20 protein-coding genes are annotated in these 22,468 nt (G+C 40.2%); 10 read left to right on the top strand and 10 right to left on the bottom strand.

The features are described from left to right. Nucleotides 1-147: 147 nt before the first annotated feature. The 3 genes from ATG70_RS00580 to ATG70_RS00570 are packed head-to-tail and all read left to right on the top strand — an operon-like array spanning nucleotide 148 to nucleotide 1,268. Nucleotides 148-513 carry a hypothetical protein gene (locus ATG70_RS00580; protein WP_098442458.1) on the top strand — a complete coding sequence of 122 codons (366 nt, stop codon included), beginning with the start codon at nucleotides 148-150 and terminating at the stop codon, nucleotides 511-513. Beyond that, nucleotides 503-1,039 (top strand): RNA polymerase sigma factor, encoded by a 537-nt coding sequence (locus tag ATG70_RS00575; RefSeq protein WP_257147566.1) that lies wholly within the window; start codon nucleotides 503-505, stop codon nucleotides 1,037-1,039. Before ATG70_RS00580 ends, ATG70_RS00575 begins: the two co-directional genes overlap by 11 nt. Next, nucleotides 1,023-1,268, top strand: a complete 246-nt coding sequence (locus ATG70_RS00570; protein ID WP_098442457.1) for a hypothetical protein — start codon at nucleotides 1,023-1,025, stop codon at nucleotides 1,266-1,268. The genes ATG70_RS00575 and ATG70_RS00570 overlap by 17 nt, the downstream gene beginning before the upstream one ends. 43 nt (nucleotides 1,269-1,311) lie before the next feature. On the opposite strand, the gene ATG70_RS00565 is transcribed toward ATG70_RS00570, so the two are convergent. The 4 genes from ATG70_RS00565 to ATG70_RS00550 form a co-directional block, all read right to left on the bottom strand. Continuing rightward, nucleotides 1,312-2,088 (bottom strand): alpha/beta hydrolase, encoded by a 777-nt coding sequence (locus tag ATG70_RS00565; RefSeq protein WP_098442456.1) that lies wholly within the window; start codon nucleotides 2,086-2,088, stop codon nucleotides 1,312-1,314. 98 nt (nucleotides 2,089-2,186) lie between these two features. Then, nucleotides 2,187-3,398 carry an L-2-hydroxyglutarate oxidase gene (gene lhgO, locus ATG70_RS00560; protein ID WP_098442455.1) on the bottom strand — a complete coding sequence of 404 codons (1,212 nt, stop codon included), beginning with the start codon at nucleotides 3,396-3,398 and terminating at the stop codon, nucleotides 2,187-2,189. A 20-nt stretch (nucleotides 3,399-3,418) separates the two neighbouring features. Next, complete coding sequence (gene glaH, locus ATG70_RS00555; protein ID WP_218925484.1) at nucleotides 3,419-4,351, bottom strand: glutarate dioxygenase GlaH; 933 nt, start codon at nucleotides 4,349-4,351, stop codon at nucleotides 3,419-3,421. Nucleotides 4,352-4,729: 378 nt separating this feature from the next. Then, nucleotides 4,730-5,338, bottom strand: a complete 609-nt coding sequence (locus ATG70_RS00550) for a TetR/AcrR family transcriptional regulator (RefSeq protein ID WP_098442453.1) — start codon at nucleotides 5,336-5,338, stop codon at nucleotides 4,730-4,732. Nucleotides 5,339-5,671: 333 nt separating this feature from the next. On the opposite strand from ATG70_RS00550, the gene ATG70_RS00545 reads away from it, so the two are divergent. Then, nucleotides 5,672-6,835: an MFS transporter gene (locus ATG70_RS00545; RefSeq protein WP_098442452.1), complete on the top strand. Its 1,164-nt coding sequence runs from the start codon at nucleotides 5,672-5,674 to the stop codon at nucleotides 6,833-6,835. Between the two features lie 40 nt (nucleotides 6,836-6,875). Here the strand turns inward: ATG70_RS00545 and ATG70_RS00540 are convergent, their stop codons facing one another. Further along, a complete protein-coding gene (locus tag ATG70_RS00540; protein ID WP_098442451.1) occupies nucleotides 6,876-8,285 on the bottom strand; it encodes an MBL fold metallo-hydrolase in 1,410 nt (469 codons plus the stop codon). Nucleotides 8,286-8,827: 542 nt separating this feature from the next. On the opposite strand from ATG70_RS00540, the gene ATG70_RS00535 reads away from it, so the two are divergent. From ATG70_RS00535 to ATG70_RS00515, 5 genes are all read left to right on the top strand, one after another. Then, nucleotides 8,828-10,222 (top strand): sodium:solute symporter family protein, encoded by a 1,395-nt coding sequence (locus ATG70_RS00535; RefSeq protein ID WP_098442450.1) that lies wholly within the window; start codon nucleotides 8,828-8,830, stop codon nucleotides 10,220-10,222. Between the two features lie 44 nt (nucleotides 10,223-10,266). Further along, nucleotides 10,267-11,367, top strand: coding sequence for a M24 family metallopeptidase (locus tag ATG70_RS00530; RefSeq protein WP_098442449.1), 1,101 nt, complete (start codon nucleotides 10,267-10,269; stop codon nucleotides 11,365-11,367). 218 nt (nucleotides 11,368-11,585) lie between these two features. Then, on the top strand, nucleotides 11,586-12,065 hold the full coding sequence (locus ATG70_RS00525; RefSeq protein ID WP_179886120.1) for a site-2 protease family protein: 480 nt from the start codon (nucleotides 11,586-11,588) through the stop codon (nucleotides 12,063-12,065). Between the two features lie 274 nt (nucleotides 12,066-12,339). Beyond that, nucleotides 12,340-12,912, top strand: coding sequence for a TetR/AcrR family transcriptional regulator (locus tag ATG70_RS00520; protein WP_257147565.1), 573 nt, complete (start codon nucleotides 12,340-12,342; stop codon nucleotides 12,910-12,912). Nucleotides 12,913-12,987: 75 nt separating this feature from the next. Next, nucleotides 12,988-16,152 carry a bifunctional cytochrome P450/NADPH--P450 reductase gene (locus ATG70_RS00515; protein WP_098442447.1) on the top strand — a complete coding sequence of 1,055 codons (3,165 nt, stop codon included), beginning with the start codon at nucleotides 12,988-12,990 and terminating at the stop codon, nucleotides 16,150-16,152. A 191-nt stretch (nucleotides 16,153-16,343) separates the two neighbouring features. Here ATG70_RS00515 and ATG70_RS00510 read toward each other — a convergent pair whose 3' ends face one another. Together ATG70_RS00510 and ATG70_RS00505 are read right to left on the bottom strand one after the other, a co-directional pair. Further along, nucleotides 16,344-16,979, bottom strand: coding sequence for a YczE/YyaS/YitT family protein (locus ATG70_RS00510; protein WP_098442446.1), 636 nt, complete (start codon nucleotides 16,977-16,979; stop codon nucleotides 16,344-16,346). 285 nt (nucleotides 16,980-17,264) lie between these two features. Further along, the gene (locus ATG70_RS00505) at nucleotides 17,265-18,077 is read right to left on the bottom strand and encodes an STAS domain-containing protein (RefSeq protein WP_098442445.1); all 813 of its coding nucleotides are present in this window, start codon (nucleotides 18,075-18,077) and stop codon (nucleotides 17,265-17,267) included. A gap of 358 nt (nucleotides 18,078-18,435) precedes the next feature. On the opposite strand from ATG70_RS00505, the gene ATG70_RS00500 reads away from it, so the two are divergent. Further along, on the top strand, nucleotides 18,436-18,636 hold the full coding sequence (locus ATG70_RS00500) for a cold-shock protein (protein WP_098442444.1): 201 nt from the start codon (nucleotides 18,436-18,438) through the stop codon (nucleotides 18,634-18,636). A gap of 101 nt (nucleotides 18,637-18,737) precedes the next feature. Here the strand turns inward: ATG70_RS00500 and ATG70_RS00495 are convergent, their stop codons facing one another. From ATG70_RS00495 to ATG70_RS00485, 3 genes are all read right to left on the bottom strand, one after another. Beyond that, nucleotides 18,738-19,121 (bottom strand): cupin domain-containing protein, encoded by a 384-nt coding sequence (locus tag ATG70_RS00495; RefSeq protein ID WP_098442443.1) that lies wholly within the window; start codon nucleotides 19,119-19,121, stop codon nucleotides 18,738-18,740. A gap of 246 nt (nucleotides 19,122-19,367) precedes the next feature. Next, nucleotides 19,368-20,189 (bottom strand): MBL fold metallo-hydrolase, encoded by an 822-nt coding sequence (locus ATG70_RS00490; protein WP_098442442.1) that lies wholly within the window; start codon nucleotides 20,187-20,189, stop codon nucleotides 19,368-19,370. 153 nt (nucleotides 20,190-20,342) lie between these two features. Then, nucleotides 20,343-22,301, bottom strand: coding sequence for an LTA synthase family protein (locus ATG70_RS00485; protein ID WP_098442441.1), 1,959 nt, complete (start codon nucleotides 22,299-22,301; stop codon nucleotides 20,343-20,345). Nucleotides 22,302-22,468: the final 167 nt, after the last annotated feature.

The raw sequence follows: 22,468 nt of genomic DNA, 5'->3' as shown, positions 1-22,468 counted from the left end.
ATATATGAGAGGTGCGACAACTAGTCGCGCCTCTTTTTTAAAGTTAAATCAAAAATCCAGTAAAAAAAAACTCATTTATTAATGAACTTTCATTCCCTTTTATTTGTATAAATATGTGAAAATATAGAAATGAAAGGTGTGAAATACATGGCAATCGGTTGGATCATGGGGTTAGTGATGGCAGGAGTTCTTGGAACCATTTTTGCCGTCTTAATTGCAACGCTTCAAAAACATGTTCACAAAACAAATGGAAGAATTGATTTTCAGAAGACAAATCTCTATTTTTATTGGTCGCGGTGGGATTATGTCATGATTGCTTCCTCAGCGTATTCTTTCTTATGTATTACAGGTTTATTTGTTTTTCTAATTAAGGGAGAAAACATTGAAAATCCATTTGTGCAGTTCTTTCTGCATCAGACCTTTGTTTTTCCACTTCTCACATTTCTCTGGTTTATTTTCCGACTCGCTTACACTTACAAAGGGATAAAAGAGCGCTGGCCAAATGAATTTTAACGAACGCGAATCGATTCCTTTCGAGAAATCATTGGCGATGACGTTCGAAACCATTTACCTTACACACAAAGATTCACTCTACCGTTTCTTATTTCGCTATACTCGTGATGAGCAGTTTAGTATCGATCTTGTTCAGGATACATTCGTTAAATTTCACAAGTATCAGGATCGCTATGACGTTACACGGGCGTCTCTAAAAACGTATCTTTTAAAAATCGGTTATCAACTGATGATTAACAAAATAAAACGAAGAGCAAAATGGCAAACGCTGCTCCCTTTTCTGATCAAAAAAGAAGAATTTTCTTTTAACGATTCTGTGGAGAAGATGACGATTCAGTGGGCGATTAAACAGCTACCTGAAAAGCAGCGAGCGGTTATCCTCTTAATCTATTATCACGACATGACTCAAGAAGATACTGCAAACATTTTAGATATTCCAGTTGGAACGGTTAAGTCAAGATTATCGACAGCAATTAAACGTTTAAGAGATTTATTGGAGGGACATTACGATGAATTCACACAATAACCATTCGCTACCGAAAGAACTGCGTGAACAACTTGATCAGTACACCGTTGACGTTCCCCCTCTTTCCTTCAAAAAGAAGAAATCAGACCGAGTAGCGGATTTTATGAGTGAACCCGTTCAAAATCCACTTGATCACTATGCTAGTACATCTGGTTTGTTACTGAAAATCCAATTAGTCCCGATTGGTCTTACGATTGGAATATCGGCAGGATTACTATTATTCATGTAAATTCTATCAATAAAGGACCTCATCCAGGGTCCTTTTTAAGTTACTAATGCTTGTAACCTCTACACCCTAGCAAAAAAGTCAGAACATCATGTACTCTACGAGAAAATGACTCATAGTGATGCTTGCCATCCTTAATCACTTTAAATTCAACACTACTTCCTCTTTCCTCTAACAATCCAAATATCCGTTCATTCGATTTCAGAAACGCTCGATCGATTCGCTCTTCTCCCGACTCCTTATCGCCGCAATCCAAATAAAGACCGTCAAATGCAACTTGTTCGGATTCTAAGATATACTGCTCTAACTTTTCCTGATTACGAAAAAAAGCGGAAGAGATCCCAGCTCCTCTTCTAAAAACAGTTGGATAGCGACATAGCGCATAGACTGTAAGCAAACCGCCAAGTGAAATACCAGCCATATAATTCGATCCCACCTGTATGCGATACGTAGCATTAATTGACGGTACTAAATCCCTCACGATAAAATCCAGATAATCCCTACCCTTCGCTTCCCTAGAATCACTTTTCCCTGTAAGTTCTTCGCTCATTTTTCCCGGTGCCCATAGGCGATATTCCTCCATCCGATTAGCTCCCGAATCAATCGCAATAACGATAACCTGATCATGACTCTGCTCGAGATAGTCCTTTAAACGTAACGACCTTCCCCCTACTGCGTCCTTATCTTCAAACACATTTTGTCCATCGTGCATATAGAGAGCTGGGTATTCTTGATTCGTATGTTCATATGTATCTGGTAAATAAATTCTAACCGTTCTTTCTTCATTAAACACTGGAATCCAATATTGTTTCGTTACTAACATGCTCCAACCCCTCCACTTCTAGAAGTATTCTTCTCGTAGTAGGCTCCTTTTCCCTCTTCCATAAAATAAACCACCGAGTTTCCTCGATGGCTTTTCGTTCACGATAATCGAATCATCTTTCTCGTAGGCGAAGGCACTTTCCCTGCAATGATCTTCCCAATCTCTAATGATGCTGTCGCAGCAGGAGACGGTGCATTGCAAACATGAATGGATCTTTTGCCAGGAATAATAAAGAAATCATCAACAAGTTGACCATTCTTAAGGAGAGCCTGAGCCCTTACTCCCGAGTGAGTTGGAACCACGTCGTCCTCTTGAATTTCTGGTACAAGTCTCTGGAGGCTTTTCACAAATGATTTTCTGTGAAAGGACCGTCCCATTTCTTTTAACCCTTCTTTCATGTTACTTCCCGCCATTTTCCAAAACCCCTCAAATGCCAGCACATCGAGGGCATCTTTTGGATTAAATGAAAGCTTATGATAGCCCTCACGCTTCAAGCTAAGTACCGCATTTGGTCCAGCATGAATCGAGCCATCCATCATACGAGTGAGATGAACACCAAGAAACGGAAAATCTGGATTTGGTACAGGATAAATTAAGTTTTTAACCAGATGACTTTTCTCTTTCTTCAATTCAAAATACTCGCCTCGAAACGGAACGATCTTTAAATCGGTATAAATATCCGAGAGCCTCGCGATACGGTCACTTTGAAGACCAGCACAATTAATTATATACTTTGCTTTATACGTTCCTTTAGACGTATCAACCACCGCTTCATCAAGACTTTCTTCGATATTTGTTACTCTGGTCCCCGGAAACAAGTCAACTTCCTGGTTCGATAGAATTTCCGCTAATTTCTCAGTCACTTTCTTATAATTCACGATGCCAGTAGACGGCACCCGAATCCCACCTATCCCATTTACATGAGGTTCGACCTCTTTAAGCTCCTCCTTTGTGAGCTTTTGTACGTCAAGACCGTTTTCCGATCCACGTTCATACAAGTGATTTAGATGACCTTTTTCCGTTTCATCAACAGCTACGATAACCTTTCCACACACATCATGTGCAATATTATTCTCCTGACAAAAGCGAACGATCGACTCACTGCCCCGCTTCGCTAATGTCGCTTTCAAGCTACCAGGCTTATAATAAATTCCTGAATGAATCACACCACTATTCCTACCTGTTTGATGACTAGCCCATTCCTTTTCTTTTTCAACGATTGCAAGTGTTGCATTTGGGTAACGCTGTCGAATCGAAAGCGCTGTGGATAAACCAACGATTCCGCCGCCAATCACGAGATAATCATACATGCTGTTTCCTCCAATTCAACTCAAGCAAATCGACCACGCTGGCGTAAAAGCTCTCTGTGAAGTCCAGTATTTTCTTCAAAGGCTTCTCTTCCATGAAGCCAGAATCGGTTATTTAACATAATCAGTTCTCCTGCTGGTAGCTCAAGTCCTTTTGTGGCAGAAGAATTCTCCATCGAAAGTGATAGTTCCTGTAAATAAGTTGCCTGCGCAATGTTTTCTGGATGAACGAACTGATCGATAAAACAAATACAAGGTTCATTGTTTTGTTCATAGAACGTCGTACGGAACACTTCCTTCACCACATTTTTGCTTGGCGGTGCCTTATAAATCAATCGCTGTGATGCCATCGGGTGCTGATAAAACCGCTCAAGCTCTTCCCAATCATCAAGATGAAGAAGTCGTGAACGACCACCAACCGCATGTTGCTCCTCAAATTTCATCATCAACAACCAGTCCGTCGCTTCATCTACATATGTTCCATCTGTATGGAGTGTAAAAAGACGATACGCCTGACGAAGGTAAGAATCACTCGTATCCGTATGTTTTACTGAAAAACGAGCGTAGTAATTTCCGGACATCGCATCGAAATTAGGGATGCCAACAAGGTGAGAAAATGCGGTTGAAAACTTTACATAGTCCTCTGGATCAGTCGTTTGCTTGTTAACCCCAACGGTAAATCCGCCCGTCTGTCGATCATGGAGAATTGCTCGAACCGCTTTTTGAAAGTTTTTATCTAAAAGCCGTGAGAGCTTCTCTGTCAGAATAAATCGCATGTAAGGGATGTACGCTAACTGCTGACTACTAATCTCACGAACGTCTTCAAAAAAACGAGTGATCACTTCTTCTTCCAGATCCACTACATAAAGTCGTTCATGAACTGCACTCGGTTTAATCTCATACCCTTTGCCTTTTTTCACACTTCTTTCGTCCTGCTTCATCCTTGTAAGTTCCATTGCACGCATCTCTCCTTTTATTTTTTTAGAATGACAAGAAAAACAAAAAAGCCAGCACACTTCTCCCGTCTTACGGAAAAAATATACTGGCTTTAAACTGCGCACGAAACTCTGGCAAGAGCTTCAACAGTTTTATCAGTTATTGTAATTGTTATCATTCTGTGGACGCTCTACTCTCCTAGTTATGAAAGGGATACCTTTCTTAAGGGACGTATGAGCTAATACGTTAAGAATACAATGGATAGAATTTTCTGTCAAATAACATTGTGACGCTACGGTTCCTGCCTTTTCATTGGAATTCTTTATCATCTACTCCTGTTCTACTATTTATTATAACGATATGAACGAACAATGCGATAGGAAGCCTGGACTCGCTTCCTATCGTTCTTTTTGTTTTTTAACATGCATCTTCAAAATCCCAGTCGGCCCTTTCTGATTTAATTGAATCATTTGCTCAGCCATCTCTTTCGGTGTGTAAGGCATGTCATTTTCAAGCCACCAGGAAATCATGCCTGTATAAGCAGATGCAATATAGCTTGCAATCACTTCACTTGGTAACGGGAGAGGATCGAATCTCCCCTTTGCAATTCGATTGTCATAGAAATCAAAGAAGAAGCTACGCATGTGATCAAGAAAGTTCGGCATTCCTTTTTTGATTAACATTACGTGAAAGAATTTATCGTATTCTGCGATACTTGAGAAAATATGTTCTGCGATATAACGCTGAAGTTCATCAATTGATAAATTACCAGGAGGAATGGTCAGTGCCTCGCCAAACAGCTGCCGAAGCATTTCATCAACCGTTTGAAGTAGTAACTCTTCTTTATCCTGATAATGCAAATAAAAAGTAGCGCGGTTAACCGTTGCTTCTGTTGTAATATCGGCAATCGTGATTTTCTCATATTCTTTTACTGACATCAGATGGATAAACGAATCTTGCAAGAGCTTTCGAGTTCGCGTAACGCGCGGGTCTTCCTTTTTTCTCATAAAAATCTCCTCCAAATTAAACTTTTTCTCAACAACACTTTATAACTTGTCGTTTAGACCACGTTCTTCGAAAACTTGATTATTGCTCAATTTCATGACTCTGTTAAAATATTTTACGACACTTGTTGTATAAAGTGAAACTTCCATCAGAGGGGGTTTTACTTCTTCCCCTCTGATGGTTAGAGGAACCAATCTGACATTTAGGGGAAGTTGCCCCCACCTTGACGTACTTATTGACCTAGGTTAATTAGGTGGGGGTTTTATTTCCCCTTAAGGTGAGATAAATAACAACCGTTGTTCTTTTCAAACGATATTTATTGGAGGTTAAATTGAATGAATGATAAGAAATTCACAAAAGCCCGGTGGATTACAATTGCAGCAACCTTTCTTGCTTTTATGGGTATAGGGATTGTCGATCCGATCCTTCCAACGATCGCAGAACAAATTGGTGCAAACCACTGGCAAGTAGAAATGCTGTTTACTGCTTACATTTTAACAATGGCCATTATGATGATTCCTGCAGGGATTTTTGCAAGTCGCTTTGGCGATAAGCGCATGATGGTATTTGGCTTATGTATTGTGACGGTTTTTGCGCTTCTCTGTGCTCTATCAAATGGAATCGCAAGCCTATCGATTTTTAGAGCAGGTTGGGGATTTGGTAATTCTATGTTCTTCGCGACAGCCATGACGCTATTAATCGCTTTATCTAAAGACCCACAAAAAGCCGTTGGCTACTATGAGGCAGCGATTGGACTAGGAATGGCGGGCGGCCCCCTTGTAGGTGGTGTTCTTGGTGGTTATTCATGGAGATTCCCTTTCTTTGCAACGTCGATCCTAATTCTAGCTGCATTTTGCCTTGTTCTCTTCTTTGTGTTTGAACCAAATGGCAAACAAAAACGTAAACCTGTTGGAATGAATGAGTTAAAAGGGCTCTTTTCATTCAAACCATTCCTAACGTCCGCTCTTGCAGCGATGCTCTATTACTACGGGTTTTTCGTAGTGCTGGCTTATACGCCGCTCATTATCGGACTTAATGCGATTCAAATTGGATTTGTATTCTTTGGGTGGGGGTTAATGCTCGCCTACGGTTCAGCCATTCTAAGTCACCAACTTGAGAAAAAGTTTCTACCGAAGAAGATTCTTCCTTATAGCTTATTGATATTTGCTCTCTTACTAGCCTTGCTATTTGTTGTTCCAACGACACCACTTCTGATTACTGTGGTTATCGTTTCAGGGCTTGCTTCAGGACTCAATAACGCCCTCTTTACAAGCTACGTGATGGAAGTTTCTCCATATGAAAGAAGCATAACGTCAGGAGGATACAATTTCCTCCGCTGGCTCGGTGCTGCAATTGCCCCAGTTCTTTCTGGTTTGATCGGCCAGGGAGTATCAGCTCACGCACCGTTCCTCGTTGCAGCTGTCCTTAGTGTTGGGGGGATTGGATTAATGCTAATAAAGCCTAAACCGGCTACGTTAGAAACTGAAATGAGTGCATAAGAAAAAGAGCGTAAAGCAGTGGCTTTACGCTCTTTTTAGATTATTTTTCAATTTTATCTCCGTTTTTTTCCCATGCAGCAAAACCACCGCTATAGTTCAAAATGTCCTTGAAACCAAGCGACTGCAGTAAACTTGTTCCAATTGCTGAACGAGTTCCTGATTGGCAATGCACCACAACTGTTTTATCTTCTGGAATATTCTTCGCTTGATCTTCTAAATATCCAAGCATGTGATGATTGGCCCCAGGGATGTGGCCCGCATTCCATTCGTTTTCTTTTCGAATATCAACAACATAAACATCTTCTTTATCATAAACATCTTTCAATTCTTCCGTTGTCACAAAGGAATAGCCTTCAAGATCATCCCATTGAGAGAGAAGCTCAGGACCAGCGTATGCTTTGATCCGATCAATGCCAATGGAGTGTAATGCTTTTACGATCTCTTCTTTTTGATCATCCTCTGCGATAAGAAGCAAGTCACGCTCATAGTTTAATACCCAACCTGACCAGTTCGTAAATGCTTTATTGAATGGAAGGTTAATCGCCCCATCAATATGTCCATCCGCGAAATCCTGTGCTGGTCGCGTATCCACGATTGTCGTATTCCCATTCGTTGCAAGCGCACGAACTTCATCAACACTTTCAACCTTTTCAAGTTCTTCACCTGTTAAGACGTTTGGGCCTTCTTTATTTACTTTCTTCATCACAGCAAAGTACGTCGGAGCTTCAGGCTGTTCATTTAATAGTTCTTTGACGAATGTCTCTTCATTTTCTTCCTTCAATGCCCAGTTATTGCGAAGTTCATAACCAACTGTTGACTGAGGAACAGCACCAAGTGACTTTCCACATGCGCTACCTGCGCCGTGACCAGGCCAGACCGTTATAAATTCTGGTAGCTCTTTAAACTTTTGTAGCGATTTGAACATTGATTTTGCTCCCGTTTCAGCTGTGCCAACAGCTCCAGCAGCTTTTTCAAGCAGATCCGGGCGACCAATATCACCTACGAATACAAAATCACCAGTGAAAATTCCCATTGGGACCTCAGAGCCGCCTCCACGATCTGTAAGAACGAACGAAATACTTTCCGGGGTATGCCCAGGGGTATGCATCACACGAAGTTCAACGTTACCTACATGAATCATAGAACCTTCAGTTACAAGTTCCACATTCAAACCATCGAGATAACCATATTTCCAGTCTTGATCTCCCTCATCGGATAAGTACAGCTTTACGTCATGCTTTTCAGCTAGTTGTCTTGCGCCTGAGACAAAGTCAGCATGAATGTGCGTCTCTGCTGCTGCCGCTAAATGAAAGCCTTCCTTTTTCGCTGTTTCTAAATACGGTGTAACGTCTCGCGCTGGATCAATTACAAGCGCTTCACCAGTTCGTTGACAGCCAATCATATAAGAATACTGTGCCAATTTTTCATCAAAAAACGTACGTAAATACATGTCATTATCCTCCTAGTAACAGTTTTTAAATTACCCCTGTGGGTATCTATAACCATCATAAACCCTTTTTCATTTTTCAGCAACCATCATGTTTTATACCCTGATTACATCATTCTTCAAAACAAAATTTTCCCTTTTAAAAAAATTAATACCCTATAAGTAATTACCCTTTTTAGGTAAGAAAAGACTTCTTTCAAAGAAATTTCTCCTTAGTATTATTTCCAAATCATGTGTTTAGCGAACCATAAACTATTAAAATTGCGCAAAAAATCTAAATAATAACGCTTTTATTTGTCTTTAAAGATTTTTTAATTTAGTTCTTTATAACTATAATGTTTCTTTTATTTTCTATTAAATTCAAAATAAAACCAATAAAATATGAAAATAGAACTACTTATCTCGATGATGATAAAAAATGTTACTAAAGTATTCCAACAAAACTATTTCCCGCTTTTTATTAACTCAATTTATTGTGGTAGCATAATTAACACGGTGCGCACCTAAGAAAAACACAACTAAGATAAGGAAGTGACGTTTACGTAATGGAAATTACACACAATCCTAACCTTCTATGGTTTGTTATTGCTTATGGCATACTCATGGTGGGACTTGGAATTTATTTCTCTAAGAAAGTATCAAATAGTGAGGATTTTATCCTCGCTGGTAAAGGACTTGGTGCTCTTGTTCTAACTGGTACATTGCTAGCAACATGGACAGGTAGTGGAAGCATTTCAGGTGGCGAAACGTCTATGGCGTATAGCTATGGAATTATTCCTGCGTTTCTTATGGCCATTCCAACGATAGTAGGTATCTTGATTCTTTATATCATTGCTCCAAGAATCCGAGCATTTGGGAAATATACAGTATCTTCAATACTTGAAGAAAAATACGGTTCATTCGCGAGGACGCTGGCAGGCATTATCATTATTCTTGCCTATGTAGGAATTGTTTCCTATCAGATGAAAGGGTTTGGCTTCATCCTGAACCTGACAACAGGTATTTCAGTTGAAACAGGGACCATTATTGGTGCTGCTCTTATCATCTTCCTGGCAACAATTGGCGGATTACGCTCAGTAGCTCCTACTGACGCTGTAAGTGCCATTTTGATGGTTGTCGGGTTAGGAATCACGTTACCAACCATATTTGTTATTGCTGGAGGTTGGGACAGCATCCTGGCGAATGTACCAAAAGAACACTTAACATTCAGTGGCCAGTTATCGAACATTCAATTATTAGGTTATTTATTACCCTCTTTATTTCTATTACTTGCTGACCAGAACATGTATCAACGGTTGGCTTCATCAAGTGGAGATCGATCATCGAAAAAAGCCCAAATTGGTTGGCTTGTGGCGATGCTTCTCATTTCTCCAACAATTAGTTTAATCGCTTTTGCAGCACGATCAATCTTCCCTGATATTGATCCAGGGATGGCACTGATGGCAACAACTGTCGTTATGCCAACGTTTGTCGGCGGTATTTTATTAACGGCAGCAACAGCATTTATTATCACTACAGGTAACTCTTACCTTCTTTCTGCCGCTACAAACGTCACGTATGATCTGTACGGAAAATATTTAAAAAAGGATGCGACTGATAAACAGTTGTTAGTCATGACCAAATGGTTCATCGTCATCCTCGGGGTCCTTGCTTATGTCATTATTAGCTTCTTCCCTACAGTACTATCTGTTCAAATGTATGCTTACACCGTTTACGGAGCTGGTATTACTCCTGCAGTATTAGCTGTATTTTTCTGGAAACGCGTCAACCTTTATGGCGGCGTATCCTCTATGATCGCCGGTGTGGTTACAACGCTTGTTTGGGAAATCCCACTTGCTAAACCATTTGATCTAAACAGTGTTCTTTTCGCTGTTCCAGTAGCGGTTATCGTATTAATTGTCGTAACTTTAGTAACTACAAACAAAACAAAGTCTGAATAAGACAGTCATCATCCAAATTTTTTGAGAACAGGTTGTGAGAAGAAATGAATCATCGTTTAGAAAGTTTTTCGAATTGGCTAGGAGATACTGGACAAACCTTTGCGTTTGTTCACTCTTCATCCAATGTATTTTATCTTTCCAACTTTGAATGTGAACCACATGAACGACTATTAGGTTTATTTATTTTCCCTGATGCAGAACCATTTCTTGTTTGTCCGGGTATGGAAGTATCTCAAGCAAGAGATGCAGGATGGGAGCATGAGATTATCGGACATGGTGACGCTGATGACCCGTGGGAATTCATTCACGATGCATTGAAGAAACGTGGGGTTACTGAAGCAAATCAGGTGGCAATTGAGAAAGAAACCCTTTCTTATGGACGTGCTGAACAAGTTATGAAGCGCTATCCATCCGTTTCATTTACAAGTGCTGAAGAGAAACTTCACGAACTACGTTTAATCAAAGATGAGCAAGAATTAGAGATTCTAAGAAGAGCTGCAGCACTAGCAGACTTCGGGGTTGAGACGGGAGTTAAAGCGCTCCAAGAAGGTTGTACTGAAATGGAAGTTCTTGCAACGATCGAGTACGAACTAAAGAAAAAAGGAATTCGAGAAATGTCCTTTTCAACCATGGTGCTTTTCGGTGAAAAAGCAGGACAGCCACACGGTCATCCTGGAGATCGCAAGCTTAAAAGAGGCGACCTCGTTTTATTCGATCTTGGCGTGGTGTTAGATGGCTATTGTTCAGACATTACCAGAACAGTTGCTTATAAAGAAGTGAACGAAAAGCAAAAAGAAATTTATGATGTCGTATTGAACGCGCAGCTTGAAACGCTCACTATCTCTCAACCAGGATCAAGACTTGGGGATCTTGATAAAACAGCCAGACAAATCATTGCAGACGCTGGATATGGAGACCAGTTCCCTCATCGAATCGGTCATGGAATTGGAATTGAAGTTCATGAATATCCATCTATGAGTGAAAACAACGACTCTCTTCTAGTTGAAGGAATGACATATACCATCGAGCCAGGCATCTATGTACCTGAAGTAGGCGGGGTTCGAATTGAAGATGATGTTCTTGTTACGAAAACAGGGTATGAAACTTTAACGAAATATCCGAAAGAACTTCAGATTATTAAATAGGTCAGCCCCATTCATCTTGTAAAGGGAGATGACATCTTCTGATGGACGGTTCTTTTCACTAGAACAGCTCAATCGAGCTGTTCTTTTTATTATCATCCGCCCCTCACTACTAACCTTTTTGATAAATAGAACATTTTAAAAACGTGTTACAGAATCAACATTTTTGGGAACGGCTTAGTTAAAGGCGTAACAACTGATAACCATTTTGGAGGTTTTAAATGTTTACACTAAGCGACATCCCAATGTTCTTCGTGAACTTTTTTATCATATTACCCATTATCACTCTCCTACACGAAGCTGGACATGTTCTTGTAGCAAGAGTTTTTGGAGGCAAAATCAAATTCTGTATCGGTACTGGGAAAACCATTTTTCATATCGGTCCTCTTGAAGTAAAAAAGAAATACTTTATGGAAGGTTGGTGCCAATATGAAGATTTAACCTATAACAAAACATGGGCTCACGTCGCCATTTATGCGGCTGGTAGTTTATTTAACATTATTGTTATTCTCATTCTAAACGCATTAATTTATGCCGACATTCTTCCAGTTGATCTCTTCTTCTATCAATTTACTTACTTCTCGATTTATTTTATTTTCTTCTCCCTAATGCCTTATCGAAATGATGCCGGTAAACCGAGTGATGGCATGGCGATTATCGATGTCATTCGATACGGAAAAGCGCAAGATCCAATCGACTAAGAAAATAGCGAAAATCAGTGGAGGCTTTCTTATAGTGAGAAGCCTCTTTAGATTTATAAGGATACAACAAAGGGAGTACACTTCTCAGATGGAAATTATTCTTTTGTATGCTATTTTATACCATTTTTTAACATTAAAATAGGGGATTAGACCCTCAAGTTAACAGGATCTTCAATCTTTTTAGGACATCTGCTTTATTGTTATGCTTTTTCAACAGGTTTAAAATGAGAGGGGAATGAATATTCATTCCGTATTATTTTATAGAGAGGGGCTCGTGACAATTCAAACGAAACGAGAAAGTATTATGACAAGCGCTCTTGCTCTATTTGCGGAGCGAGGGTTTAATGCAACCACGGTTCCGATGATTGCCACTTCAGCAAATGTTGGAGCAGGCACCATCTATCGTTATTTCGAGAATAAAGAGGTTCTTGTAAACACTCTCTTTCAAGATTATGTTGAAACATTTACAAATACGATTAAGGATCAATTTCCATTTCATAAGCCTATACGAAATCAGTTTCATCATATTTTTAAGGCAATGATTTTGTTTACAAACCAGAATGAACATGCACTATATTTTATTAAAAAACATAGTGCATCTCACTTTTTGGACCAACAAAGTCGGACTGATTTTAATCAATTGCTGAACTTATTAAGAAATTTCTTTGATACTGGTAAACAACATGCTGTTATTCGAAACCTGCCTTCTGAAGCCCTGATCGCTATTGTATATGGCGCATTTCTTGAACTTCAGAACCTTGTAAGAGCAGGTGAGCTCGATCCTGATCCAGAGCTTCTGTCAAATATTGAAGAAAGCTTATGGGACTCAGTTAGATCCCATCAATGAAGAGCAAGTCTCTTCATACAAGATAATGAATGAACGTTCATTCCGATCCAAAAATTACTAATGAGGTGATTCATCTTGACTACTAAGAAATCGTTCCCACAGCCAAAAACATATGGACCTTTAGGAAACCTTCCTCTTATTGATAAAGAAAAACCCATTCAATCGTTTATGAAACTTGCTAAAGAATTGGGCCCAATTTATCAGTTTCAATTTCCTGGACGCACCAGTACGTTTGTCTCTAGTGCATCCCTTGTCTCGGAAATAACAGATGAAAAACGCTTCGACAAAAAAGTAGGACCCGTTCTTCAAAAAGTTCGTGCTTTTGGAGGAGATGGCTTATTCACAAGTGAAACGAACGAACAGAATTGGAAAAAAGCCCATAACATCCTCCTCCCAAGTTTTAGTCAACAAGCGATGAAAGGCTATCATAATAAAATGGTCGACCTTGCTACACAGCTTATTCAGAAGTGGGCACGCCTTAACCCTGATGAAGAAATTGATGTTCCGGAAGATATGACGCGGTTGACTCTTGATACGATTGGCCTTTGTGGCTTCGACTTTCGCTTTAATAGCTTTTACAGAGAAACCAACCATGAATTTGTTGATGCGATGGTTCGTGCTTTGGATGAAGCGATGAATCAATCACAGCGTCTTGGGGTTCAAGATAAACTGATGGTACGCTCCAAAAAACAATTTAAAGATGATATTGACTATATGTTTTCTCTAGTCGATGGCTTAATCGCAGACCGTAAGAAGAATGGTGATCAAGGCGAGGATGATCTTTTAGCACATATGTTGAAAGGAAAAGACCCTGAAACAGGTGAACCGCTTGATGATGAGAATATCCGTTTCCAAATTATCACATTCTTAATCGCTGGACATGAAACGACAAGTGGACTGCTTTCCTTTACACTTTACTACCTCATGAATAATCCAGATAAGCTTGCCAAAGCTCAAGAAGAAGTCGACCGTGTCGTTGGCGATGCTATTCCTGATTATAAGCAGGTAAAGCAGCTCAAATATGTTCGAATGATTCTTAATGAATCCCTTCGCTTATGGCCAACCGCTCCTGCCTTTTCTCTCTATGCGAAGGAAGATACAACATTGAATGGAGAATATGATGTAGAAAAAGGTGACGAGTTCACGCTCCTACTCCCCGAACTACATCGTGATAAATCCATTTGGGGTGATAATGTGGAAGAATTCGTACCTGAACGCTTTGAAGACCCGTCTTCTATCCCCCAACACGCTTATAAGCCGTTCGGAAATGGGCAGCGCGCATGTATCGGGCAACAATTCTCACTACATGAAGCCACGCTCGTTCTCGGTATGGTTATTCAGCACTTTGATCTCATCGATCATTCGAACTATCAACTTGATGTGAAAGAAACATTAACGCTCAAACCCGATGGTCTAAAAATGAAAGTGAAGCAAAGAAAGGAATCGATTTCTTTTGTTACACAAGCTGAACCTGTTGAAAAAGAAAAGAAAACAGCACCAGCACCCGTCGAAAATGCGCACGGAACTCCTCTTCTTGTCTTATATGGATCTAATCTAGGCACAGCTGAAGGAATTGCTCGTGACCTTGCTGAAACTGGCCGCCAACAGGGCTTTAGCTCTGAAGTTGCTCCTCTGAACGATTATGTGAAGGAACTTCCTCAAGACGGAGCTGTTCTGATTGTTTCCGCTTCCTATAACGGAAATCCTCCAGACAATGCGGATGAATTTGTACAGTGGCTTGATGAGATGGAAGATGGAGCAGTAAACGGTGTCCATTATGCCGTCTTTGGTTGCGGTGACCGCAACTGGGCCAACACGTATCAACGGATTCCAGCCCTAATTGATGAGCAGCTATCAAAGAAAGGTGCTCAGCGAATTTCTGAAACGGGGGATGGGGATGCAAGCGATGACTTTGAAGGCGATTATGAGAAATGGGAAGCAACGCTATGGCCAAATCTCGCAGAAGCAATGAATATCGAACTAAATGAAAACAGCTCAGAAAACAGTGCCATTTCAATGAGTTTCGTAAGTGGCGTAAGTGATACGCCTCTCGCTAGAACACACCACGCGTTCACTGCGATTATTAATCGAAATGTTGAATTACAGCATACAGAGAGTGGAAGAAGCACGCGACACATTGAATTGATGTTACCTGACGGTGTGACCTATCAAGAAGGTGATCATGTCGGCATCCTTCCACAAAATAGTGATGAAATGGTCAATCGTGTTCTTGAACGCTTCTCGTTAAATGGGCATGATCACGTTCTACTGACTGGAGATTCTGGTAAAGCGGCTCACCTTCCTACTGACAAACCAGTGAAACTCCAGGAGCTTCTTTCTTCTTATGTAGAACTTCAAGAACCAGCAACACGTTCTCAAATACGGGCGCTAGCTTCACATACAGTTTGCCCACCTCATGTTGTTGAACTCGAGCAATTACTTGAAGACGACACCTATAAAAAGGAAGTTCTTGAGAAGCGCGTTACGATGCTAGAACTCGTTGAACACTATCTAGCTTGCGAGATTCCATTTGAGCGGTTCATTGCACTACTTCCGCCATTGAAGGCTCGCTACTACTCGATTTCAAGTTCTCCGCTTTATAAAGAACGAGAAGCGAGCATGACGGTTAGTGTCGTTCGTGACACTGCTTGGAATGGTAAGGGAGAATACAAGGGTGTTGCTTCGAACTACCTGGCAACGCGTGAATTTGGTGACAAAGTGGCCTGCTTTATCAATACGCCACAGTCCAACTTCCAGCTTCCAGAAGATCCAGAAACACCAATGGTCCTAATTGGACCTGGAACAGGTATTGCGCCATTTAGAGGATTCATTCAAGCCCGCCGGGAATTAAGTAAGCAAGGCAACGAGCTTGGTGCAGCTCACCTCTACTTCGGTTGCCGTAATCCTGAACATGATTATTTATATCAGGAAGAGCTTGAACAGGCTGAAAAAGATGGACTTGTTACCCTTCATACGGCATTTTCTCGTTGCCCTGGACAGAAAAAAACGTATGTACAACATCTTGTAACCGAGAATGCTTTAGATGTCATCCCACTTCTAAAAGACGGTGGACGCTTATACGTTTGCGGCGACGGTAGCCACATGGCTCCTGAAGTTGAACAAACGATGATCACAAGCTATCAATCGATGTATGAAACAACTGAGCAAGAAGCGATTCAATGGCTAGAAGAACTTGAGCGAGACGGCCGATATGCGAAAGATGTATGGGCTGGCGCTTAATACGGAAGAAGACAGCGAACTTTAATTGGTTCGCTGTCTTTTTTATTCTTCATTTTTTTACAAGAACTGCTGACGTTACAATCGGCACTTTAAGCACCCTTAATTAATAGAGAATTCCTTTTTCTTATAAAACCCAATTTCCGCAAAAAAGACGCTTTTGCATTTTCACAAAAGCGTCTCGTCATACACGTTTATAAATATTCCTCGTGCGGTGCTTGCGTTGGATACAGCATGTAATACATTGGATACGCTCTCTCATACCAGAATTGAATAATCGGTCCAAGTAAAAATACGAGCGCAATTGTTCCTACACCAACTGGACCACCAATCATTAGAGCAAGTGTTGCCATGACAATGGCAACAATCGTCTGTCCCATTTGCAAACTAAGATTGAATCTTGCACTAATTACAAGAAAAAGCTGATCAAATGGTGCTCGCGGGAATTGTGGCAATATATAGATGGCTACGCCTAACCCAATTGCGACCATTCCCGCAATTAGAATCGCAACTTTTACCATTAGTGGTGCTGCTGTTAGCTGGACGGAAGAAAACACAATTTCTAACCAGAAGTCGAGGATAAAGCTTTCTAGAATAATCGGCAGAACCGCTCCATATTCGGGCTTCTGTTTCATTAAACTCCCATTCAAGAAAATGACAAGGATTTGAAACAAGCCATACCAAAACCCAACGGTAAGTCCTGCTAAATCTGATAGCCCAATAAAAAAAGAAGTCCAAAATCCAGCTCCAAGCGTCGCATGAATGACAAGCGCGACACCAAAAAAGTTAATAAACATACCAAGAAGATAAACCGTAATTCGATAAAGCATTACGTCATCCTCCCTTCCTAAAAAATAAAGAAAACCTGAGCATCCTGATTCCATCTGCTAGTCAGTCAGACCTTTGAAGACAAACCGTCTTTTCGCTTAAGATGGTAGCGTTCTTGCTTGTGGAAGAGAGGATCTTACTAAGATTTTTCGAGACCATTTTATTAGTCATTGTCTTCACCGTCAATGGAATTCATTTTAAAAAAACATTCCAATTTTTTCGTTTTTTCTCCCCAAAAAAAAAGCTGCCTGTTTTGGACAGCTTTCTCTTAATAATGTTTAAGCAGATTATAAAATATGCCTTGCTAATGCTTGTTTTAACGTACTGTGCGTTTGAATGGAAGAGAAATCGATCCCGAGATGAATCATCGTTTGTGCCACTTCAGGCCTAATTCCTGACAGGATCCCCTTAACGCCTAACAGCTCTAGAGAATAAATAATATTAAAAATGTTGTTGGCAACCATTGTATCAACAATAGTGACACCAGAAAGATCGATAAATAAATGCGTTAAGTGTTTTTCAGTTGATTCTCTTAGTGCTGTTTCCATAAGAAGACTAGCCCGATGCGTGTCAACATCACCGATAATCGGCAAAACAGCGACGCCCTCAAGAATTGGTACAACGGGAACAGAAAGCTCTAGAAATACTTCTTGTGCATGGCTGAGATTATTCTTATATGAGGTGACATAGGCTGTGCTGTATGCATAAACAGCATGGTCAAGCATACGATCAACCAATTTCCCGGCTCTAAAAACACTTTGAACCGTATGGTTTGCTTCGACTGTTATTAATTCAATGACATCCCATATTGCTTGTCTAAATTCTGACGTGGTTTTCAGTGACTCATCTAGTTCTGAGCCATAACTAACCGCCAGCTCTCCCGTCTCTCTTCCCCACTTTGTAACGTTAGGCATCGTTTCTTCTATACCAATTAAAATGGTGTCGGCACACAGTTGAACAAGCTCTGTATGTAACCTCAGTGCTTCTGCATTGTCCGCGCCTGGTTTGAGTAATCTTTTTGCAATATCTAACTTTCTTGCTTCTAGCTGTTTTCCGATTAATTGAACTTCCTGGTCAATGATCGATTTCTGAATTGGCATATCTTCTACCTCCGCTGATAAATCGATTCTCTACCCTATCATAGAGGAACACACTTCATTTTACATTAAAAACTTTCTCACTGCCTTATTTATATTTCTAAAGATAGCTATAAACCCTAATGCATCAGTAATTACGACGCCAAACGCCTTCATTCCAAAGACTCTTTTTACAACTAATTTAGGGGAATTTCCAGAAGAGGTTTGCTTTTTTTGGGAGACGTGTTATACTAAGGTTAATTATTGTTGTTCGGTACTGATTATTAAAGAGCAGGCTACTTTAGGAAGTACTTACATCTCAAATGATTATGTAGAGCAGTAATAGTAATATTTGTGCAAAATGCACTTGGAGGATACACACATGAACAAAGGTACAGTAAAATGGTTTAACGCAGAAAAAGGTTTTGGCTTCATCGAAGTTGAAGGCGGAGACGACGTATTCGTACATTTCTCAGCTATTCAAGGCGAAGGTTTCAAAACTCTTGAAGAAGGTCAAACAGTTACTTTTGACACTGAGCAAGGTAACCGCGGACCACAAGCTACTAACGTAGTTAAAGCATAAATCATATATAAAAAAGCTCTTCCCCGGCGGAAGAGCTTTTTTTTGTTTATCTTTATCTAGTTGCTTTCTCGTAATCAGATCATTTTGTTTCTGTATTCCACTTATGCTTCTGTTTCTTCTCTCTCTTCTACCTCCTCTTTTTCATTTAAAAACAACTCCGGATCAAATTCACCTTCAATGGCAATAGCGGTTAAACCCTTTTCCGTAGTCGTCTCATGCCATTCATCCTTATTCCAGAAGACAGCATCCCCTTCTTTTACCTTCATTAACTCATTATCTTCTCCTCTTACCAACCCTTCACCACTGATGATTAATAATAATTGCGGCGTCACGGCCTGATGAAAGCCAATCAGCCCTTCTTTGTCCAGATACATGGCACCTATATGTACGCTAGAATTCGTCTGAGTAATGCGAGACATCATAAATTGCGATCCGAATTTTGTAATTTCTTTTCCTGCCGACCGATCAAAATTATAAATTTTCATCCCTACTCCTCCTTCGTAAAACCTAATCGATACTTAAACACCTTTTCTTTCTAACATTTTCCTATTATTTTCACTATGTGTAATGGTTTTTCCACTTCTCCTTATTTCCAAACCTTTGTCTAGCAATTCAACACCCGTTTTATTTTTCCATCCACTCCCCTTCTAAACTATATTCGCTCTATCTAAAGTTTTCCCTTTTCCTTGCTCCTAAAAGCAGAACCTCCTTCTATTAAGGAGGTTCTGCTTTTACGTATGAAAAAGCTCTCCTTCAAGAGCTTGAAGATATCGAGTAGCCGACCGTTGAACCGCCTCATCTGCGCCAGATTCAACGATGCGATGAAAGGCGTTGTAAAGACGATCAAACTTTAGTGGCTTAACCTTATGAGCCATTTCTTTCACCTTCCTAGCAGGTAACGGTATTAAATTAGGATAGCTATACATGAAACTAACCCATTCCTGATCAGCGACAACTTGTATAATGTCGCCCGTTAGCAGTATCCCTTTCCCTCCACTCACATCCTTCAGATGAAGCACTGCACCACCAAGGAAGTGTCCGCCAAGGCGATGAATGGTTAAGTGAGGGGCAAGTTCCAATGACTCTCCATTCCAGAACACAACCCTCTCACTCTCTCTCATCACCCATTTGGCATCATCTTCATGAATATAGATCGGCACATGAAAGGCTTCTGCCCATTCTACCTGAGATGAGTAATAATGTGGATGTGACAGAGCAATGGCATCAATGCCGCCTAGGTCTTTAACCGCTTGGATTGTCGCTTCATCAAGATAAGAAATGCAATCCCATAGCACATTAAATCCAGTACTCTGGACCAGATATGCTGTTTGACCAATTGCAAAAGTCGGAGCTGTTGTGATGCTATATAAGCCTTTTTCTTCTTCGATAATTTGATTTTGAAATTGCTGTTTCTGCATGGAGATAAGCGTTGTCCATTCCTGTCCATCTGGATTAACATACTGTCTTTCTTCTTTACAAATAGGACACGTTTCAGGATTCACCTCCATATCAACGTATTGCGTGCCACACGTGATGCAAATCGGTCGTTTCATGATCATCTCTCCCTCTTTTTCACCCTTATGGAAATTATAACCTATTTACCCATTCAATCACTGTAGCTAATGACTTATTTTCTTCTACACCTTTAGAAGGAGAACATTTTCTGAGCACAAAAAAAGCACCCCGTTTATCGGGATGCTTTCACATTATTTCTGTTCTTTTTCTTGTGCAGGATCTTCTTGTACTGGTTCTGTTTGATCAACATTATAGTCGTAATCACTACGATCAACAGGAGTGAAACCTTCAGGCTCATAGAAGCGCAGTAAATCGCCGTAGACTACTTTATCTGAGAGTTCAAGTGACTCTTCGACAAACTGTCCTGGCTGCTCACATTGTTCAGCATCTACTTTTTCACCTGATGGATTCGCATAACACTTCTCATTAATAGACGTTACTTCTGGCGTTACGAAATCACCATTACGGAATGGGACGATTTCACGATGATCTTCTGAAAGGAGATCAGATCCAAACGAAATATAATCATCTGTTTCAACGCCTAGTAGATGAAGAACGGTATCACGGATGTCCATATGCCCACCATATTCATGAACCTGCTTACCTTCTACACCAGGTGCAGTAATGAACAGAGGCACACGCTGTAGCTGAGCATTTTCATATGGGCCCACTTCCTCACCCATCACTTCAGACATCGCCTTATTATGGTTATTCGAAATACCATAATGATCCCCATACATAACAATCACGGTGTTGTCATAAAGTCCTGATTCTTTCAAGTCGTTAAAGAATTGTTCAATGGATTCATCCATATACTTCGCTGTCTGGAAGTAACCATTTACAACTGAATCATTCGTTTCAGGTGTTGGGAAATCGACATCACCTTCATCCATTGTAAACGGAAAATGGTTCGATAAAGTTAGCATTTTCGCGTGAAACGGTTGTTCGAGACTTTCAAGATATGGCATAGATTGTTCAAAGAATGGCTTATCTTTTAGACCATAGTTATGAACATCTTCTTCGTTCATATCGTAATAGCTTGAATCAAAGAATTTCTGAATACCAAATGACTTATACATCTCATCACGGTTCCAGAACGTTTTACCATTACCGTGTAGGGATGATGTTGAGTAGCCTTTTTGCTCCAAAATGGCTGGCTGCGCCTGATACGTGTTCCGCGCTTTCTCCATCGCTACTGATCCACTTGGTAGTGGATAGAGAGAGTTTGCCATCATAAACTCAGCGTCCGACGTTTTTCCCTGTCCAACTTGATGGAAAATATTATCGAAATAGAATGTGTTTTGATCTTCAACAAGACTGTTTAAGAACGGCGTTACTTCCTGACCATCGATTTCTTTTCCAATTACAAAGCTTTGCATCGATTCAAGAGAAATATAAATGACGTTCATTCCCTCAGCCTTACCGAAGTACTCTGGATTTGGCTCTGTTCGATTTGCTTCAACAAAGTTTCGAACATCTGTTAAATCATCACTGCTTGCAAACGCGCTTTGAGAGCTAGACTTAACGGTTGTAACGACGTCAAAAATTTGATAGTTGAACTGACCAAGATATTTCACAAGGTACGTGCGATCAAAAGCACGCGTTAAAAGTTCTGGACGATCAGCTTCAGCAAGTCCGAGGTTCACTGTAAAGAAGACAGCTGCTGAGGCAAATACAAGTGCAATTTTCTTCTTTTTCATCGCGACTTGTGGCTTTATAACTTTAAATAAGATTAATCCAAGAATAAGCAACGTATCAATGAAATAAAACGCATCAGAGAACTGCATTAATGCAAAGGCACTGTCTTTCAGCTCTCCAGCATCATTTGTGTGCATTACTGTTGGAAGTGTAATAAAGTCATTAAAGAAACGGTAGTACACGACATTTGCATAAAGAATAAAGGATAGGACAAAATCAATAATTAGAATCGCCCATGCTCGTTTACGTCCTTTGAAGAATAGGGCAAACCCAAAGAATAGCAACAAAGAACTAATCGGGTTTAAGACTAATAGAAACGACTGCATACCATTTTGAATTCCAAGATCAAATTCAGTTTGATAGACAGCATACGTTTTTAACCAGAATAATAGAATGACACCAAAGAACAACGCCCATGGCTTATTAATCTGACTGCTTAATTTATTTCGCATGCCAGTTGAAGACCTCCTTGTAGAATTACATAATGTGTTGAATATATTTTAAATGTAAAAATGTTAATTTTTTTTAAATCCTAATACTTGAGTATAATACTCCCTAAAAAATTTAATGTCAAATTCCATTACAATTGCTTGCAGTTCATTTCCCTTCAATGAAAACG

This window comes from Bacillus sp. es.036 (assembly GCF_002563635.1).
In the GTDB taxonomy this organism is placed as follows: Bacteria; Bacillota; Bacilli; order Bacillales; family Guptibacillaceae; genus Guptibacillus.
This window is presented reverse-complemented; position numbering and strand designations above follow the sequence as displayed.

Coding starts and splice junctions, on each gene's coding strand:
- ATG70_RS00580 (WP_098442458.1), top strand. CDS start 148: ATGGCAATCGGTTGGATCATGGGGTTAGTGATGGCAGGAGTTCTTGGA.
- ATG70_RS00575 (WP_257147566.1), top strand. CDS start 503: ATGAATTTTAACGAACGCGAATCGATTCCTTTCGAGAAATCATTGGCG.
- ATG70_RS00570 (WP_098442457.1), top strand. CDS start 1,023: ATGAATTCACACAATAACCATTCGCTACCGAAAGAACTGCGTGAACAA.
- ATG70_RS00565 (WP_098442456.1), bottom strand. CDS start 2,088: ATGTTAGTAACGAAACAATATTGGATTCCAGTGTTTAATGAAGAAAGA.
- lhgO (WP_098442455.1), bottom strand. CDS start 3,398: ATGTATGATTATCTCGTGATTGGCGGCGGAATCGTTGGTTTATCCACA.
- glaH (WP_218925484.1), bottom strand. CDS start 4,351: ATGGAACTTACAAGGATGAAGCAGGACGAAAGAAGTGTGAAAAAAGGC.
- ATG70_RS00550 (WP_098442453.1), bottom strand. CDS start 5,338: ATGAGAAAAAAGGAAGACCCGCGCGTTACGCGAACTCGAAAGCTCTTG.
- ATG70_RS00545 (WP_098442452.1), top strand. CDS start 5,672: ATGAATGATAAGAAATTCACAAAAGCCCGGTGGATTACAATTGCAGCA.
- ATG70_RS00540 (WP_098442451.1), bottom strand. CDS start 8,285: ATGTATTTACGTACGTTTTTTGATGAAAAATTGGCACAGTATTCTTAT.
- ATG70_RS00535 (WP_098442450.1), top strand. CDS start 8,828: ATGGAAATTACACACAATCCTAACCTTCTATGGTTTGTTATTGCTTAT.
- ATG70_RS00530 (WP_098442449.1), top strand. CDS start 10,267: ATGAATCATCGTTTAGAAAGTTTTTCGAATTGGCTAGGAGATACTGGA.
- ATG70_RS00525 (WP_179886120.1), top strand. CDS start 11,586: ATGTTTACACTAAGCGACATCCCAATGTTCTTCGTGAACTTTTTTATC.
- ATG70_RS00510 (WP_098442446.1), bottom strand. CDS start 16,979: ATGCTTTATCGAATTACGGTTTATCTTCTTGGTATGTTTATTAACTTT.
- ATG70_RS00505 (WP_098442445.1), bottom strand. CDS start 18,077: ATGCCAATTCAGAAATCGATCATTGACCAGGAAGTTCAATTAATCGGA.
- ATG70_RS00500 (WP_098442444.1), top strand. CDS start 18,436: ATGAACAAAGGTACAGTAAAATGGTTTAACGCAGAAAAAGGTTTTGGC.
- ATG70_RS00495 (WP_098442443.1), bottom strand. CDS start 19,121: ATGAAAATTTATAATTTTGATCGGTCGGCAGGAAAAGAAATTACAAAA.
- ATG70_RS00490 (WP_098442442.1), bottom strand. CDS start 20,189: ATGAAACGACCGATTTGCATCACGTGTGGCACGCAATACGTTGATATG.
- ATG70_RS00485 (WP_098442441.1), bottom strand. CDS start 22,301: ATGCGAAATAAATTAAGCAGTCAGATTAATAAGCCATGGGCGTTGTTC.